Origin of the sequence: Neobacillus sedimentimangrovi, assembly GCF_010614825.1 — a bacterium.
GTDB lineage: Bacteria > Bacillota > Bacilli > Bacillales > Cytobacillaceae > Neobacillus > Neobacillus thermocopriae.
The window spans coordinates 43,737-61,064 of sequence record NZ_JAAFZF010000004.1 but is presented as its reverse complement, the minus strand read 5'-3'; the positions used below and the strand labels follow the sequence as shown (position 1 = coordinate 61,064).

Genomic DNA, 17,328 nt, shown 5'->3' with positions numbered 1-17,328 from the left:
AAACAAAACTCAAGGAGGGTTGCTATGCCTGAAGGGAAAATTGTTAAAGCATTAAGTGGTTTTTATTATGTACTTCATAATGATCAATTAATCCAATGTCGTGGTAGAGGAGTATTTAGAAAAAATAAAATTACACCTCTTGTTGGGGATGAGGTAGTCTTTCAAGCAGAAAATGAACAGGAGGGCTATATTTTAGAAATAAAGGATCGGAAAAATGAACTTGTTCGTCCTCCTATTGCTAATGTCGATCAAGCAATTCTCGTGTTTTCTGCAGTAAAACCTGATTTTAGTACAGCCCTATTAGACCGCTTTCTTGTTTTAGTTGAATTTAACCATATCGAACCCATTATTTGCATTTCCAAAATGGACTTAACAAATGAAGAACAAATGGAAATGATATCGAAGTATGCTGATCAATATCGCGCAGCAGGATATAAGGTTATGTTAACCTCTTCTGAAACAGAAACAGGTATTGAACAGTTAATTCCACTTTTAGAAAATAAAATCTCTGTTTTTGCAGGGCAGTCAGGTGTGGGGAAATCTTCATTACTGAATGTCCTTCGACCTGATCTTGATTTAAAAACAAATGATATCTCCTCTCATTTGGGCAGAGGGAAGCACACTACAAGGCATGTAGAATTAATTTCTATCGGAAATGGATTAGTAGCAGATACACCGGGCTTTAGTTCATTAGATTTTACCAATATAAATGCGGAGGATTTAACTGCTTGTTTTCCGGAATTGTTAAAGGCAAGTGAAAATTGTAAATTCCGCGGCTGTCTTCATATACATGAACCAAAATGCGGAGTAAAACAAGGGGTGGAGTCAGGCGTGATTCCCTCCTATCGTTATGAACATTATGTGAATTTCCTGCAGGAAATTAAAGATAGAAAGCCGAGGTATTAAACAATTATGGTTAAAATTGCACCATCTATTCTATCAGCTGATTTTTCAAAATTAGGGGAAGAAATTTTAACAGTTGAAAAAGCAGGGGCGGATTATATCCATGTGGACGTGATGGATGGACATTTTGTGCCGAATATAACGATTGGTCCTTTAATTGTTGAGTCCATTCGCCCCATTACAAAACTACCTTTAGATGTTCATTTAATGATTGAAAATCCAGACCAATATATTGAAGCTTTTGCGAAAGCTGGAGCGGATTATATTACTGTTCATGTAGAAGCATGCCGCCATCTTCATCGAACGATCCAAAACATTAAATCATTTGGGGTCAAAGCGGGGGTGGTATTAAACCCAGCAACCCCGGTGGAATCGATTCAGCATATCATTGGGGAAGTCGATATGGTTCTCTTAATGACCGTAAATCCTGGCTTTGGAGGACAGAAATTTATCCCTGAAGTTCTTCCGAAAATTAAGAAGGTGAAAGAATTAGCCGAGAGTAAAGGTTTAACAATTGAAATCGAAGTGGATGGCGGAGTAAATCCTGAGACTGCAAAACAATGTATCGAAGCAGGTGCTACTGTTTTAGTAGCTGGCTCAGCGATATACAATCAAGAGGATTATCATGAGGCCATCTCATTAATTAGAGGATAATTAGCTGGGGTAATGACCCGGCTTTTTGCCTATAGAGAAGGAGTTTTACATATGATCATTCATATTCTTGCAGGGGGGCCTAAGGACCTTCTACCGGATTTAACCGAATATACGGATCAAAATGTTGTTTGGGTTGGTGTTGACCGAGGAGTATTTAATTTATTACAAAATAGTATAAAACCTGTCATCGCATTTGGAGATTTTGATTCTATTTCAAAGGAAGAAATGGCATTTATTGAGAGTATTGGAACAGAAATAAAACGGTTTAAACCTGAAAAAGACGAGACAGACATGGAACTTGCCCTAAATTGGGCACTAGCTCAAAATCCAAAAATGATTAGAATCTTTGGAGCGACTGGGGGAAGACTTGATCATCTTTTAGCCAATATTCAACTACTCGTTCCTTCTCTAAAAGAAAACAAAGAAATTGAAATTAATTTAATCGATCGCCACAATATTGTATTTTTAAAAGGACCGGGAAAATATAAGATTCATAAATTAAAAGAAAAAAAATACGTATCATTTGTTCCTCTTACACTTACTGTCTCAAATCTCACGCTTAAGGGCTTTAAATATCCTTTAGAAAATCGGCATATTTCACTAGGCTCCACACTATGTATAAGTAATGAACTTATTAGTGATCATGGTACTTTTTCATTTTCTGATGGCATATTAATAGTGATAAGAAGTGATGATTAATTGGACTTTCTAATTGGTACTGATTTCGTTTCCTCGAATATTATGGTAAGGGCTAGTAATTAGTTTGAATGAATAAGATTAGAGACGTGAGATTTGTGAGGAGGGACAGTATGAAATTTTATACGATTAAACTGCCAAAGTTTTTAGGCGGAATTGTCCGTGCGATGATTGGTGTGTTTAAGAAGAACGAATAAATATGGTAATAAATGTTCTAAAATGCTCCTATTTATCTCATAAGTAAAGAGCAATTAATAAAAAACACAATCCTTCTTGTGTAGACAGTTAGGAAAAAGCTTATAATGTCTCATAGGAGGGATTTTTTTATGAAAAAAATCGTTCTAAAATAAAATATCGATTCAAATGAATATAAATTTATGTTCGAAAAAAGAATAATGGTCAGGAACAATTTGATTGAGAAGGTTTGCGAAAAAAAGAGCACCCACTAATGGATGCTCTGATTTTTTAAACGCGTTCAACTTTACCAGATTTTAAAGCTCTTGCTGAAACCCATACACGCTTTGGCTTTCCATCAACAAGAATACGTACTTTTTGTAGGTTAGCACCCCATGTACGCTTATTTGCGTTCATAGCGTGAGAACGTGCGTTACCAGTGGAAGTTTTCTTTCCAGTTATAACACATTTACGTGGCATAATGATTTCCCTCCTTAACTATCAAAAGCTATACCAATCTTTACAATTTTTTCATTTGATTATAGAAAAATGGCATAGCCAAATTTTCTAGTCTTAAGATACTTTAATAATTTATCACACAACTTATATGATTGCAATAGTTGTGTTTCAAGAAAAAATCCTTGACATTAATAGTGTATAAATGCTCTTATAGTAAAGGCAAGTATGACTTCCTTTATTTGAATTGCTATAGTAAAATTGACTGTAGTCAAGGAGCAATCAAATAACAGGGGGAACGATTCATGTCCATCGAATTACAAACCAAGTACGGTCAAATTGATATTTCAAATGAAGTAATCGCCACCATAGCTGGAGGTGCAGCGGTCGAATGTTATGGAATTGTCGGCATGGCCTCTAAGAATCAAATCAAAGACGGAATCACTGAAATTCTAAGAAAAGAAAATTTTACCCGTGGAGTTATCGTCCGCCAGGATAATGAAGCAATACATATTGATATGTACATTATTGTCAGCTATGGAACGAAAATTTCCGAAATTGCCCACAACGTGCAATCGAAAGTAAAATACACCCTTGATAAAACAGTCGGACTTGCCGTTGACTCGGTTAATATTTACGTTCAGGGAGTTCGTGTAACGACCCCGTAGTGAGGAGGAAAGTTTGTGTCAATTACTGCTTTAGATGGAAAACGTTTTGCCGAGATGGTCATCCAAGGTGCCAATCATTTGGCAGCAAATGCAAAGATGGTTGATGCGCTAAACGTTTTTCCAGTGCCGGATGGTGATACTGGAACAAATATGAACTTATCCATGACTTCCGGGGCAAAAGAAGTAAAAAAGAATGTTCAAGAACATATAGGAAAAGTGGGGGTTTCCCTTTCTAAAGGCTTGTTAATGGGAGCGCGCGGAAATTCCGGTGTCATCCTATCACAATTGTTCCGTGGATTTTCAAAATCTATTGAAAGTAAAGGGAAAGTAGATGCCAAAGAATTTGCGGCTGCACTTGAAGCGGGAGTAGAAACAGCTTATAAAGCCGTTATGAAACCTGTAGAGGGAACAATCTTAACAGTTGCAAAAGACGCTGCAAAAAGAGGTGTTCAAGTAGCAAACCAAACAAATGATATTGTTTTGGTTATGGAAGAAGTATTAAAGGAAGCAAAAGCTTCATTAAAAAGGACACCAGATTTACTCCCTGTTTTAAAGGAAGTCGGAGTTGTTGATAGTGGAGGCCAAGGACTTGTTTGTGTTTACGAAGGTTTTCTTGCTGAGCTAAAAGGCGAAAAACTTCCGGATTCACCAGATTCTCTCCCTTTGATGGATGAATTAGTAAGTGCGGAGCATCATAAAAGTGCACAAAGTCATATGAATACAGAGGATATTGTCTTTGGTTATTGCACGGAATTTATGGTGAAGTTCGAAGAAGATAAAATTAAAAAGTATCCGTTTAATGAAAAAGAATTTCGTAATGACTTAAGTCAATTTGGAGACTCTTTATTGGTTATTTCGGATGATGATGTTGTAAAGGTACATATTCATTCAGAACAACCTGGAGAGGTTTTGACCTACGGACAACGCTACGGTAGCTTAATTAATATTAAAATTGAAAATATGCGTCAGCAGCATACCAATATTGTGGGTGAAACCAAAACGCCTTTAGTGACAGATCATCCTAGAACATCAAGTGAGAAACAGGAATATGGGATTGTGACTGTTTCAATGGGTTCAGGGATAGCTGAATTATTTAAAAGTATCGGCGCCCATGAAGTCATTGAAGGTGGACAAACGATGAATCCAAGTACCGAGGACATTGTCAATGCGATAAAAAAAGTAAATGCGAAGAAAGTGTTTATTTTACCAAATAATAAAAATATCATTATGGCTGCTGAGCAGGCTGCAGAAGTGTCCGAAGATGAAGTTTATGTAATACCGTCAAAATCAGTACCACAAGGACTTTCTGCCCTACTTGCATTCAATCCTTCCACTGATGTTCAGTCAAATGAAGAAGCCATGAGGGATGCATTAAGTCATGTAAAAACAGGACAAGTTACCTTTGCAGTTCGTGATACACAAATTGATGGACTTGAAATTGAAAAAGATGATTTCATGGGTATTGCAGAAGGAAAAATTGTTGTAAAAAACAAAGATAAAGGAAAAGCAGCCGAAGAACTTCTTACGAAATTATTGGATGAAGGATCTGAAATCCTGACAATTCTATATGGCGAGGATGTTTCTTGGGAAGAAGTTACCAAATTAACTGAATTTGTTGAAGAAAACTATGCCGGTGTTGAAATTGAAGTCCATAATGGAAATCAACCAATATATTCTTATATCTTTTCAATTGAATAGGGAACGGCTAAAATAGAAGGGGAGTCTTCGGACGTCCCTTCTTTTTTCGTGTTCCTTTTTCACCTATGAAGGCGCAACACAATGGAGCCTATCAAGACGTGTTCGACTTGGTAGGAAGGCGTATGCTGATGAGCTGGGTGTATGCGCTTTTATGGGACAATGGAACATACAAAATAGTATACTGTAAGTAAACAATAGAAATCCGGCAAAGGGAGAGATTGCTTTGAAATATAGAAGTGTATTCGATATTATCGGTCCTGTCATGATCGGCCCATCTAGTTCACATACTGCAGGGGCTGCAAGAATTGGCCGTGTAGCAAGAAGTTTATTTGGAAGAGAGCCAAAATGGGCCAATATCTCGTTTTATGGTTCTTTTGCTCAAACTTATAAAGGACATGGGACAGATGTTGCGATTGTAGGGGGACTACTCGATTTTGATACGGATGACGAAAGAATCATCCATGCAATTGATATAGCGAAAGAACGTGGAATTAAGATCCGTTTTATTGAAGAGGATGCGGTTCCAGACCATCCGAATACAGCAAGAATAATTATTGGAGATCATAATGGAGAACTTGAATTAGTAGGTATTTCGATTGGCGGAGGCAAAATTGAAATAACCGAACTTAATGGATTTGAATTAAAGCTATCAGGTAATCATCCTGCTATTCTCGTTGTTCATAATGACCGCTTTGGTGCTATTGCTAGTGTCGCTAATACTCTTGCCAAATATGAAATTAATATCGGTCATATGGAGGTTTCACGTAAGGAGAAAGGGAAAATGGCTCTTATGACCATCGAAGTAGACCAGAATATTGATGATAATATTATTAAGGAACTAGAAGAACTACCGAATATACTAAAGGTAACAAAGATAGTTGATTAAACATCAAAGAAAAAGGAGATTGACAACATGTTTCGCAATGTAGCTGAACTAGTGGAGCTGGCAAACAGCCAAAATAAAAAAATCTCGGAAATCATGATCGAGCAGGAAGTTTCTGTTACAGGCCGGTCAAGGGAAGAAATCATAAATCAGATGGATCGAAACTTAAAAGTGATGGAAGATGCGGTTGAACGGGGGATCAAAGGAGTAACTTCCCATTCAGGTCTTACAGGCGGAGATGCTGTTCTTTTGCAAAAGTATATTGAAAAAGGTAATTTTTTATCGGGTGAAACTATTCTTGATGCAGTAAGTAAAGCGGTTGCAACTAATGAAGTAAATGCAGCCATGGGAACTATCTGTGCAACACCAACTGCAGGGTCCGCTGGTGTCGTGCCTGGGACCTTATTTGCTGTAAAGAATAAGCTTAATCCTACTAGGGATCAAATGATTTCGTTCTTATTTACTGCCGGTGCATTTGGATTTGTAGTGGCCAATAATGCTTCAATCTCAGGGGCTGCTGGAGGTTGTCAAGCAGAGGTAGGATCAGCGGCTGGTATGGCGGCAGCAGCAATTGTTGAAATGGCTGGAGGTACGCCAGAGCAATGTGCTGAAGCGATGGCTATTACGTTAAAAAATATGCTTGGTCTAGTCTGCGACCCTGTTGCAGGGTTGGTTGAAGTGCCTTGTGTAAAAAGGAATGCAATGGGAGCTGCTAATGCCATGGTTGCAGCAGATATGGCCTTGGCAGGAATAAAAAGTCGTATACCATGTGATGAAGTCATTGATGCCATGTTTAAAATAGGACAATCAATGCCAACTGCATTAAAAGAAACAGCGCAAGGAGGACTAGCGGCCACACCGACTGGTCGGGAACTCGAAGCGAAGATCTTTGGGATGCCGCTAAACGAAAAGTGAATTTAGAATTAAGCCAACCAGTAACGATATTGAAAGGTATTGGGAAAGAAACAGCTGAGTTATTATCGGAGATGAAAATCTTTACGATCGGGGATTTATTGGAGTATTTCCCCTATCGTTATGAGGATTACAGTCTACGTGATTTAACCGAGGTTAAACATGAAGAAAAAGTAACAGTGGAGGGGAAGGTTCACAGTGAGCCTTCTCTTGCCTATTATGGAAGAAAAAAATCAAAGCTGACTATTCGTTTATTAGTTGGAAATTATTTGATTAAAGTAGTTTTTTTTAACCAGCCCTATTTAAAAAATAAAATACACATGAATAATACAATTACCGTAACAGGAAAATGGGATGCACATAGGCAAACAATCACGGCAAGTGAATGTCAGATTGGTCCCAACACGAAACAAGATGTTTTTGAGCCGGTATATTCAATAAGAGGTAAATTAACGAGTAGAGGTATGAGGAAATTTATTCAATTAGCGATACAACAATATAGTCAATTTATTGAAGAATCACTGCCCGCCTCTCTACTACAAAAATATCGATTATTGAATAGAGCTGATGCCATAAAATTGATGCATTTTCCAAAAAGTCAAGAAGAGGTAAAACAGGCCAGAAGGCGTTTTGTTTATGAGGAATTTCTTTTGTTCCAATTAAAAATGCAAGCATTAAGGAAGTTTGAAAGGGAACATTCACCTGGTATTGTCCAAAACTATGACTTGAAAAAATTAAAAAACTTTATCAATCAACTTCCCTTCCCATTGACAAATGCACAAAAACGAGTGGTTAATGAAGTGTTAACCGACTTAAAATCCCTATACAGAATGAACCGTTTACTTCAAGGAGATGTTGGATCAGGGAAGACGGTTGTTGCAGCCATCGCATTATATGCAAGTGTAACAGCTGGATACCAAGGTGCATTAATGGTACCTACTGAAATTTTGGCTGAACAGCATGCTAAATCACTAAAATCTCTCTTAGAACCATTTGGAGTCAGATGTGAGTTGCTCACAAGCTCTGTTAAAGGCAAGCGACGAAAAGAAATCCTTCATGAATTGGAAGAAGGATTTATTCAAATCATTATTGGTACCCATGCATTAATTCAAGAAGAGGTTTCTTTCAAAAAGTTAGGTCTATGTATTACTGATGAACAGCATCGCTTCGGAGTAGAGCAACGGAGAATATTACGGGAAAAAGGAGAAAATCCTGACGTATTATTTATGACTGCTACACCGATACCGCGCACATTGGCGATTACCGTTTTTGGAGAAATGGATGTTTCAATTATCGACGAAATGCCTGCTGGTAGAAAAAGGGTTGAAACATACTGGGCCAAGCCGGAAATGTTGGAAAGGGTTTTGGCATTTGTTGAAAAAGAATTGCAAAAGGGTCATCAAGCTTATATCATCTGTCCGCTGATTGAGGAATCAGAAAAACTGGATGTTCAAAATGCTATTGATGTACATACATCTTTAACCCATTATTTTGCTAACCGATTTCAAGTTGGTCTATTACATGGAAGATTAAACCCAGAGGAAAAAGAGTCAGTAATGAAGGCATTTAGTGAAAACAAAATTCAAGTGCTCGTATCAACTACTGTGGTTGAAGTGGGAGTAAACGTTCCAAATGCAACAGTCATGGTTATTTATGATGCAGAGAGATTTGGTTTATCTCAGCTTCACCAACTGCGTGGACGTGTAGGCCGGGGAAGTGAACAGTCATATTGTATTTTGCTCGCCAGTCCTAAATCAGAAACAGGTCAAGAAAGAATGAGAATTATGACAGAAACCAATGATGGTTTTGTTTTAAGTGAAAAGGATTTGGAATTAAGAGGACCTGGTGACTTTTTTGGTAAAAAACAAAGCGGAATTCCAGAATTTAAGGTTGCCGACATGGTGCATGATTATCGTGCCTTAGAAACGGCAAGAAGTGATGCGGCCAAACTGATCCAATCTGAAGCATTCTGGACATCTCCTGAGTATGCCAATTTAAGAAAACAACTTGAACAATCTGGTGTTCTTGAAGGCGAGAAACTAGATTAATGAAAAAAGCAGATTTGCAAGATAAAAACTTATCCTTGCAATCTGCTTTTTTAAATTATATACTACTACTAGTACCTAGTCATAAGTTTCGGATGGTGTGTGAGAAAAATGAGAAGAAGCAAAAAGGAACGCCAGCAATTATTGACTGCAACTATAAATGATAACCCCTTTATAACGGATGAAGAGCTGGCTGAAAAATTTCAGGTGAGTGTTCAAACCATTCGATTAGACCGATTAGAATTATCGATACCTGAATTGCGGGAACGGATAAAAAACGTTGCGGAAAAAAGATTTGAAGATGAAGTCCGCTCTTTACCTCTTGAAGAGGTTATTGGAGAAATCATTGATATGGAATTAGATAAAAGTGCGATTTCTATTTTTGAGGTAAAGAAAGAGCATGTTTTTAAACGGAATGGCATCGCTCGTGGACATTATGTTTTTGCACAAGCCAATTCCTTGGCTGTTGCTGTTATAAATGATGAGCTAGCATTAACGACAAAAGCAAATATTCAATTTAAACGATCTGTTAAATTGAATGAACGAGTTATTGCAAAAGCTAAGGTTATGAAAATTGATGAAAGTACCGGTAGAACATTAGTGCAGGTTTCGAGTTTTGTAAATAATGAACTTGTATTTACCGGAGAATTTGATATGTACCGTTCGAAATTTCGGTTAAAGGATGAGACTAATGAAGCTTGCGATTGATGCAATGGGCGGAGATCATGCTCCAAAGGAAATTGTTTTAGGCGCGTTGAAAGCGGTAGAGGAATTTCCTGATTTATATATAACCCTTGTTGGTGACGAAACGAAAATCAAAGAAACATTTGCAGGTCACGACAGAATTTCAATCATACATACAACAGAAGTAATTTTAGGAACGGATGAACCAGTGAGGGCTGTCCGTCGTAAAAAAAATGCTTCAATGGTACTTGCAGCACAGCAGGTTACAGATGGTCTGGCAGATGCATGTCTATCTGCAGGAAATACAGGTGCTCTAATGGCGGCTGGACTTTTTGTAGTAGGTAGAATTGAGGGAATCGACCGGCCAGCACTCGCCCCAACATTACCTACTATTGGTGGGGAAGGTTTTATACTGATGGATGTTGGTGCCAATGCTGATGCCAAGCCAGAGCATTTGTTGCAATATGCGATCATGGGCTCCATATATAGTGAAAAAGTTAGAGGCATTAAGGAACCACGTGTTGGTCTTTTAAATATTGGTACTGAAGAAAAGAAAGGAAATGAGTTGACAAAACAAGCATTTGACCTTTTAAAAAATGCTCCAATAAATTTTGTTGGCAATGTGGAAGCACGTGATTTACTTGATGGTGTAGCAGATGTTGTGGTAACCGATGGATTTACTGGCAATATGGTATTAAAATCGATTGAAGGTACTGCAATATCTATGTTTAAAATGCTTAAGTCAACATTAATGAGTAATTTTACAAGTAAGCTTGCAACTGCAGTGCTTAAGCCAAATTTAATGCGATTAAAAAATAAGCTGGATTATTCAGAGTATGGGGGAGCAGGATTGTTTGGGTTAAAAGCTCCGGTTATTAAAGCACACGGATCATCAAATGCCCAGGCCATTTATAGTGCAATCCGGCAAACCAGGGATATGGTTGCGAATGACGTGATAAGTCTGATTAAAGAAACCATTGAAAAATCCACTTCTGAACGATTAATCCAATAAGGAGGAAATCACAATGGGTAAATTAGCTTTTGTATTTCCCGGACAAGGATCACAATCTGTTGGTATGGGCAAAGACCTTGCAGATCAGTATCCGGAAGTAATGAGCTATTTTCAAAAGGCAGATGAAAAGTTAGAATATCCGTTAAGTAATTTGATTTTTAACGGTCCGAAGGAAGAGCTAACACAAACATTTAACACACAACCTGCATTATTAACAACTAGCATTGCCATTTTGAGCTATTTTCAAAAGTCAGGTATTCAACCCGATTATGTTGCTGGTCATAGCCTAGGAGAATATACAGCACTAGTTGCAGCAGGTGTTCTTTCCTTTGAGGATGGGGTCTATGCTGTTCGAAAAAGAGGAGAATTTATGGAAAATGCAGTTCCTAATGGTCAAGGGTCAATGGCAGCCGTACTAGGACTTGACAGAGAGCCTCTTTTCCGCATAACGAATGAGGTTACAGAATCTGGGTTTCCGGTTTCTCTTGCCAATTTAAATTGTCCTGGACAGATTGTTATTTCTGGATCAAAAAAGGGTGTTGAATTAGCAGGATTGAAAGCGAAAGAGGCTGGTGCGAAAAGAGTGTTGCCATTGGAGGTAAGTGGACCATTCCATTCCCCTTTAATGAAGCCGGCAGCTGATAAGCTTCTTCAAGTGTTGGACGGAATAGAACTGAAGGATGCAAAGGTTCCAGTAGTGATAAATGTTACTGCTGAGCCAGTTTCTTCTGCTACAGAAATAAAAGAAAAACTAATCGAGCAGTTATATTCTCCTGTATTATGGGAAGACTCTGTCAAAACAATGATTTCTCTTGGTGTAGATACATTTATTGAAATTGGTCCTGGAAAAGTCCTTTCTGGCCTAATTAAAAAGATTGATAAAACGGTAAAAGTATTTTCCGTATCAGACCAGGAAAGCTCTCTTGCAGTAATGGAAGCACTTAAGGAGGATAAACAATGAATTTAGCAGGGAAAATTGCCCTTGTTACGGGGGCATCTCGTGGAATCGGAAGAGAAATTGCCCTTGAATTGGCTAGACAAGGTGCAAATGTAGCTGTCAATTTTTCAGGTAGTGAGGCTAAAGCAGGCGAAGTTGTTGATGAAATAAAATCTCTTGGACAAGATGCTTTTGCCATCAAATGTAATGTTGCAAATTCTGAAGAAGTTGCTGAAATGGTAAAAGCTGTAATAGATCGTTTTGGCCGTTTGGATATTCTTGTTAATAATGCTGGGATTACTAGGGATAATTTATTAATGAGAATGAAAGAGGAAGAATGGAACGATGTTATTAATATTAACTTAAAAGGAGTCTTCCTCGTAACTAAGGCTGTTACACGTCAAATGATGAAGCAGCGTTCCGGTAGGATTATTAATATTTCCTCTATTGTAGGAGTAAGTGGTAATGTGGGACAGGCTAACTATGTGGCAGCTAAAGCTGGGGTAATTGGCTTGACAAAAACAACGGCAAAAGAATTGGCATCACGAAACATTACAGTAAATGCCATTGCACCTGGTTTTATTACTACCGATATGACAGATAAATTGCCTGAAGATGTAAGAAGTGAAATGTTAAAGCAAATTCCATTGGCCCGCCTTGGAGAGCCGAAAGATATTGCCAAAGCTGCTGCATTTCTAGCTTCTGATGATGCAGCTTATATCACAGGGCAAACCATTCATATTGATGGCGGAATGGTTATGTAACAGGACATGTAGGAAAATTTTTAGTATGTAGGTGTAATTTTCGACAAAATCCTCTATAATAGCTTGAGGGGAGGTGAGCAAGCATGGCAGCAGATACTTTAGCACGTGTTACTAAAATTATTGTTGATCGCTTAGGTGTAGATGAGTCTCAAGTTACACTTGAAGCTTCATTTAAAGAGGATCTTGGTGCTGATTCCCTAGACGTAGTAGAGCTAGTTATGGAATTAGAAGATGAATTTGAAATGGAAATTTCCGACGAGGATGCAGAGAAAATCACTACTGTTGGTGATGCTGTGAATTACATAGAAAGCCAGAAGTAATCTTGTTGGAATTCTAAAAAAGCTCCGTTTTCAAACGGAGCTTTATTTTGTATGATAGAACTTGGCAAGTTTTTGGCCAGGTTTCTTTGCGTTTTAATATCAATAAACGTAAACTAGCATTATGAGTTGTATAATTTAGTTACAAGGTGGAGAATACAATGCGCAGAAATGGAAAGGAAAAGGATTTTTATAATAGCGCAAACGAAAAATTTAAAGAATTTCAAAATTCCATTGGAATTAAGTTTAATAATGAAAAATTATTAAGACAAGCATTTACCCATTCATCCTATGTGAATGAGCATCGTAGAAAGCCTTTTGAAGACAATGAAAGGCTCGAATTTTTGGGAGACGCTGTTCTCGAATTGACTATTTCACAATTTCTTTTTAAAAAATATCCTACTATGACAGAAGGAGAGTTAACCAAGTTAAGAGCTGCTGTTGTTTGTGAGCCTTCACTTGTCACATTTGCTGGTGAGCTCGGCTTTGGAAAACTAATCTTGCTCGGTAAAGGAGAAGAGATGACAGGTGGAAGGGAACGCCCAGCCCTCTTGGCTGATGTGTTTGAAGCGTTCATCGGGGCTCTTTATTTAGACAAAGGAATTGAAATAGTCATCCAATTTTTAGAAAAATATGTTTTTCCAAAAATAGATGCCGGTGCTTTTTCTCATGTGATGGATTTTAAAAGCCAATTGCAGGAACTCATTCAACGGGATGGAACTGGAGTCATCGAATATCGGATTCTTCAAGAAAGGGGTCCGGCACATAATAAAGAGTTTGTTTCTAGGGTTACTTTGAATGGGGAAGAACTTGGTATTGGAACTGGTAAATCGAAGAAAGAAGCAGAGCAACATGCTGCTCAAATGGCGTTGGAAGTGCTGAAATCAAAAACATCTTAGTATAACAAATGTTTAGGAGGAGAAATCCCGGGCATTAACAGGGAGGATAAAGGAATGTATTTAAAACGGTTGGACATCATTGGATTTAAATCTTTTGCAGACCGTATTGGAGTAGACTTTGTTCCTGGTATTACCGCTGTTGTTGGTCCAAATGGCAGTGGGAAGAGTAATATTACCGATGCCATCCGCTGGGTTTTAGGGGAGCAATCTGCTAAATCTCTTCGTGGCAGTAAAATGGAGGATATTATTTTTGCCGGTAGTGATACGAGGAAGGCCCTAAATTTCGCTGAAGTAACCTTAACACTTGATAACCAGGATCAAGGGCTGGGGATTGATTATAATGAAGTGAGTGTAACAAGGAGAGTATCCCGTTCAGGAGAAAGTGAGTTTTATATTAATAATCAACCATGCAGGCTAAAAGATATTATTGATTTATTTATGGATTCTGGCCTTGGACGGGAAGCCTTTTCTATTATCAGCCAAGGAAAAGTGGAAGAAATATTAAACAGCAAAGCGGATGAACGCCGTACGATCTTTGAAGAAGCAGCCGGGGTATTAAAATATAAAAATCGTAAGAAAAAAGCAGAATTTAAACTTGTAGAAACGCAAGACAACTTAAATCGTGTAAATGATATTCTGCATGAATTAGAGAGTCAGGTTGAACCGTTAAAAATTCAAGCATCTATTGCAAGGGAATATATTGAGAAGAAAGAAGAACTAGAAAAGTATGAAGTTGCATTAACTGTCCATGAAATAGAAGAACTGCATAAACAATGGGAAACTCTCTCAAAACAGGTTGAGGAGCGTCAACAAGAGGAATTAAAGCTTTCCTCAGAAGTACAGCTGAAGGAAGCAAAAATAGTAGAGACGAGAGATCAAATTGCTGCGTTAGATGAATCCATAACTGATCTTCAAAATGTTCTTCTTAATGTAAGTGAGGAGTTAGAAAAACTGGAAGGACGAAGAGAAGTTTTAAAAGAACGGAAGAAAAACGCGGCTCAAAATAATGATCAATTGAAACTATCCATTAATGAAATGAACGAAAGATTAATACAGCTCCATAAAAATCATGATCAGCATGAGGAAGCTGTTAAACAACTTGAAGGACAAGTAAAAACCCTTCAAGCAAAGCTGGCGGAAAAGCAGGAAAAATTGCAGCTGTACGCAGAAAATTTAGATGAGACCATTGAAAGATTAAAAAGTGAATATATTGATTTGTTGAATGAACAAGCGGGAGCAAAGAATGAATTAAAAAATATTGATGAACAGCTTATGCATTTGGAAAGAAAAAGTGCTCGGCTTGATTCGGAAAATGAAAAGTTTATTCAGGAACGTGAAGCAATACAAAAAAACAAGCTAAACGTAATCAATGACTTAAAAGAAATTCAGCAAAAGCTAGAGGAACAGGTTGTCACATACCGCGAACAGCAAAGAAAATTAGAAGTGATTAAAGCCAAATATCAAAAGCAGGAGAAAACGCTATATCAAGCTTATCAACTATTACAGCAAGCAAAGTCTAAAAAAGAAATGCTTGAGGAAATGGAAGAAGATTATTCAGGATTTTTTCAAGGGGTTAAAGAAGTACTGAAAGTTCGTGGGAAAAAGCTTCAAGGAATTGAAGGAGCTGTTGCTGAACTTGTCACTGTTCCAAAAGAATATGAAGTTGCTCTTGAAACTGCTTTTGGCGGTGCCTTGCAACATATTGTTGTCGATACAGAACAAAATGCCCGAACGGCAATCCAATACTTAAAACAAAACGGTTATGGACGAGCCACATTCTTACCGTTAAGTGTTATTAAGGGCAGGTCCCTTTCTTCAGCTCAAATTGCTTTAATCCAAAACCACCCTTCTTTTATTGGAACAGCTGTAAGTCTTATTCAATTTGATAAGAAATATTCAGAGGTAATGAATAACCTATTAGGTAGTGTCGTTATTGCTAAAGATCTTAAAGGAGCTAATGAACTTGCAAAAATTCTCCAATACAGAGTTCGCTTAGTAACATTAGATGGAGATATCGTTAATCCTGGAGGATCCATGACGGGTGGTTCTGTAAAACAGAAAACTTCTTCCCTTTTAACAAGAAAGGGAGAGTTGGAGGACTTAAAAGCTAAGCTTGTTATTATGGAAGAAAAAACAAAAGGTTTAGAAGAAACAGTTAAGTCTTTAAAGGAAGAAGTTCGGAAAACAGAGGCACAGCTCGAGGAAATACGTGAACATGGAAATGAGCTAAGATTAACCGAACAGTCTATTAAAGGAAATCTTCGTGAAGCTGAGCTTGAAGAGAAAAGTATTAATGACCGCCTGGCCATTTACGATATGGAAAAATCACAAATGGCAGAGGAACAACGTTCTCTTGTGAAAAGAAAATCACAAATAGAAGAAATGATGGAAGCTTTTCAAGAAAAAATTACTGAACTTGACAGTCAAATATTGTCGTTGACGGAGCAAAAGAACAAGGATGCGACCTCCAAGGAGGCTCTCGCTTCAGAAATCAATGATTTAAAGGTAGAGTTTGCCTCTAAAAATGAACAGTATCTAAATGCAAAAGAACGTTTTACACAAACCGTTAATGATATACGTGAACATAAAGAAAAGCTTAAGATTCTTGAAGAGGATCTAAAACTACTCCAATTAGAAATGACAACAAGCTCTACCGGCGAAGAGCAGCTAGAAGCAGCAGCCAGGGAAAAGCAAAAGGATAAAGAATCTACTTTACAATTAATTGCCTCTAGAAGACAGGAGCGTATGGAACTTCAACATTCGCTTGAGGATCTCGAGCTGGAGACAAAGGAACTAAAAAGACTTCATAAAGGATTAACGGTTGTTTTAAAAGACGAGGAAGTGAAATTGAATCGTTTAGATGTGGATCTTGAAAATAGGCTCACTCACTTAAGAGAAGAGTACTTATTATCTTTTGAAGGAGCAAAAGAACAGTATCCGTTAACGGTCTCACCAGAGGAAGCCAGAAAAAAAGTTAAACTGATTAAACTCGCCATAGATGAGCTTGGACATGTAAATCTTGGGGCAATTGAAGAATATGACCGGGTCTCTGAACGTTATGAATTCTTAAAGGAACAGAGACAGGATTTGCAAGAAGCAAAGGACACTCTTTTTCAAGTCATTGAAGAGATGGATGAAGAAATGAAAAAACGCTTCAAGCATACGTTTAATGGAATTAAGGAACATTTTGAACCCGTATTTCAAGCTCTTTTTGGGGGCGGAAGAGCAGATTTAATTTTGACAGAGCCGGATGATTTATTAAATACCGGTGTAGAAATTGTGGCACAACCTCCTGGTAAAAAACTTCAAAATCTAGGTTTGTTATCAGGTGGAGAAAGAGCATTAACAGCAATTGCTTTATTATTTTCTATTCTAAAAGTTAGACCAGTACCATTTTGTATTCTTGATGAAGTAGAAGCAGCCTTGGATGAAGCCAATGTTCATCGCTTTAGCCAGTATTTAAAGCGATATAGTAAAGAAACCCAATTTATTGTTATTACCCATCGAAAAGGGACGATGGAAGGGGCTGATGTCCTTTATGGTGTTACCATGCAGGAATCAGGTGTTTCTAAACTGGTATCAGTTCGTTTAGAAGATACAAAGGAACTAGTTGAATCTTAGAAAAA

17 protein-coding genes are annotated in these 17,328 nt (G+C 37.7%); 16 read left to right on the top strand and 1 reads right to left on the bottom strand.

From position 1 onward, the window contains the following. Nucleotides 1-24 precede the first annotated feature (24 nt). The 4 genes from rsgA (at nt 25) to spoVM (ending at nt 2,450) form a co-directional block, all read left to right on the top strand. On the top strand, nt 25-906 hold the full coding sequence (rsgA, locus tag GZA11_RS03185) for a ribosome small subunit-dependent GTPase A (RefSeq protein WP_038541016.1): 882 nt from the start codon (nt 25-27) through the stop codon (nt 904-906). Between the two features lie 6 nt (nt 907-912). Beyond that, nucleotides 913-1,557, top strand: a complete 645-nt coding sequence (rpe, locus tag GZA11_RS03180; protein WP_038541019.1) for a ribulose-phosphate 3-epimerase — start codon at nt 913-915, stop codon at nt 1,555-1,557. 51 nt (nt 1,558-1,608) lie between these two features. After that, nucleotides 1,609-2,256: a thiamine diphosphokinase gene (locus GZA11_RS03175; RefSeq protein ID WP_038541022.1), complete on the top strand. Its 648-nt coding sequence runs from the start codon at nt 1,609-1,611 to the stop codon at nt 2,254-2,256. Between the two features lie 110 nt (nt 2,257-2,366). Then, nucleotides 2,367-2,450, top strand: a complete 84-nt coding sequence (gene spoVM, locus GZA11_RS03170; RefSeq protein ID WP_038541024.1) for a stage V sporulation protein SpoVM — start codon at nt 2,367-2,369, stop codon at nt 2,448-2,450. 268 nt (nt 2,451-2,718) lie between these two features. Here spoVM and rpmB read toward each other — a convergent pair whose 3' ends face one another. Further along, nucleotides 2,719-2,907, bottom strand: coding sequence for a 50S ribosomal protein L28 (gene rpmB / locus GZA11_RS03165; RefSeq protein WP_038541027.1), 189 nt, complete (start codon nt 2,905-2,907; stop codon nt 2,719-2,721). A gap of 281 nt (nt 2,908-3,188) precedes the next feature. Between rpmB and GZA11_RS03160 the strand changes: the two genes are divergently transcribed. From GZA11_RS03160 to smc, 12 genes are all read left to right on the top strand, one after another. Next, on the top strand, nt 3,189-3,551 hold the full coding sequence (locus GZA11_RS03160) for an Asp23/Gls24 family envelope stress response protein (protein WP_038541030.1): 363 nt from the start codon (nt 3,189-3,191) through the stop codon (nt 3,549-3,551). Nucleotides 3,552-3,566: 15 nt separating this feature from the next. Further along, a complete protein-coding gene (locus tag GZA11_RS03155) occupies nt 3,567-5,249 on the top strand; it encodes a DAK2 domain-containing protein (protein WP_163182844.1) in 1,683 nt (560 codons plus the stop codon). 223 nt (nt 5,250-5,472) lie between these two features. After that, complete coding sequence (sdaAB, locus tag GZA11_RS03150; RefSeq protein WP_038541036.1) at nt 5,473-6,135, top strand: L-serine ammonia-lyase, iron-sulfur-dependent subunit beta; 663 nt, start codon at nt 5,473-5,475, stop codon at nt 6,133-6,135. 27 nt (nt 6,136-6,162) lie between these two features. Next, complete coding sequence (gene sdaAA, locus GZA11_RS03145) at nt 6,163-7,047, top strand: L-serine ammonia-lyase, iron-sulfur-dependent, subunit alpha (RefSeq protein WP_038541039.1); 885 nt, start codon at nt 6,163-6,165, stop codon at nt 7,045-7,047. Then, nucleotides 7,044-9,092: an ATP-dependent DNA helicase RecG gene (gene recG / locus GZA11_RS03140; RefSeq protein ID WP_038541042.1), complete on the top strand. Its 2,049-nt coding sequence runs from the start codon at nt 7,044-7,046 to the stop codon at nt 9,090-9,092. Before sdaAA ends, recG begins: the two co-directional genes overlap by 4 nt. Before the next feature lie 108 nt (nt 9,093-9,200). Further along, nucleotides 9,201-9,797 carry a transcription factor FapR gene (gene fapR, locus GZA11_RS03135; RefSeq protein ID WP_038541044.1) on the top strand — a complete coding sequence of 199 codons (597 nt, stop codon included), beginning with the start codon at nt 9,201-9,203 and terminating at the stop codon, nt 9,795-9,797. Beyond that, a complete protein-coding gene (gene plsX / locus GZA11_RS03130; RefSeq protein WP_163182842.1) occupies nt 9,781-10,785 on the top strand; it encodes a phosphate acyltransferase PlsX in 1,005 nt (334 codons plus the stop codon). The genes fapR and plsX overlap by 17 nt, the downstream gene beginning before the upstream one ends. 13 nt (nt 10,786-10,798) lie before the next feature. Further along, nucleotides 10,799-11,746: an ACP S-malonyltransferase gene (gene fabD, locus GZA11_RS03125; RefSeq protein ID WP_038541050.1), complete on the top strand. Its 948-nt coding sequence runs from the start codon at nt 10,799-10,801 to the stop codon at nt 11,744-11,746. Beyond that, nucleotides 11,743-12,486 (top strand): 3-oxoacyl-[acyl-carrier-protein] reductase, encoded by a 744-nt coding sequence (fabG, locus tag GZA11_RS03120; RefSeq protein ID WP_163182840.1) that lies wholly within the window; start codon nt 11,743-11,745, stop codon nt 12,484-12,486. Before fabD ends, fabG begins: the two co-directional genes overlap by 4 nt. Nucleotides 12,487-12,569: 83 nt before the next feature. After that, entirely contained in the window at nt 12,570-12,806 is a 237-nt protein-coding gene (gene acpP, locus GZA11_RS03115; protein ID WP_038541056.1) for an acyl carrier protein, read from the top strand. 158 nt (nt 12,807-12,964) lie between these two features. Then, a complete protein-coding gene (rnc, locus tag GZA11_RS03110) occupies nt 12,965-13,702 on the top strand; it encodes a ribonuclease III (RefSeq protein WP_163182838.1) in 738 nt (245 codons plus the stop codon). A 54-nt stretch (nt 13,703-13,756) separates the two neighbouring features. Further along, complete coding sequence (smc, locus tag GZA11_RS03105; RefSeq protein WP_038541062.1) at nt 13,757-17,323, top strand: chromosome segregation protein SMC; 3,567 nt, start codon at nt 13,757-13,759, stop codon at nt 17,321-17,323. The last annotated feature ends 5 nt before the right edge of the window (nt 17,324-17,328 follow it).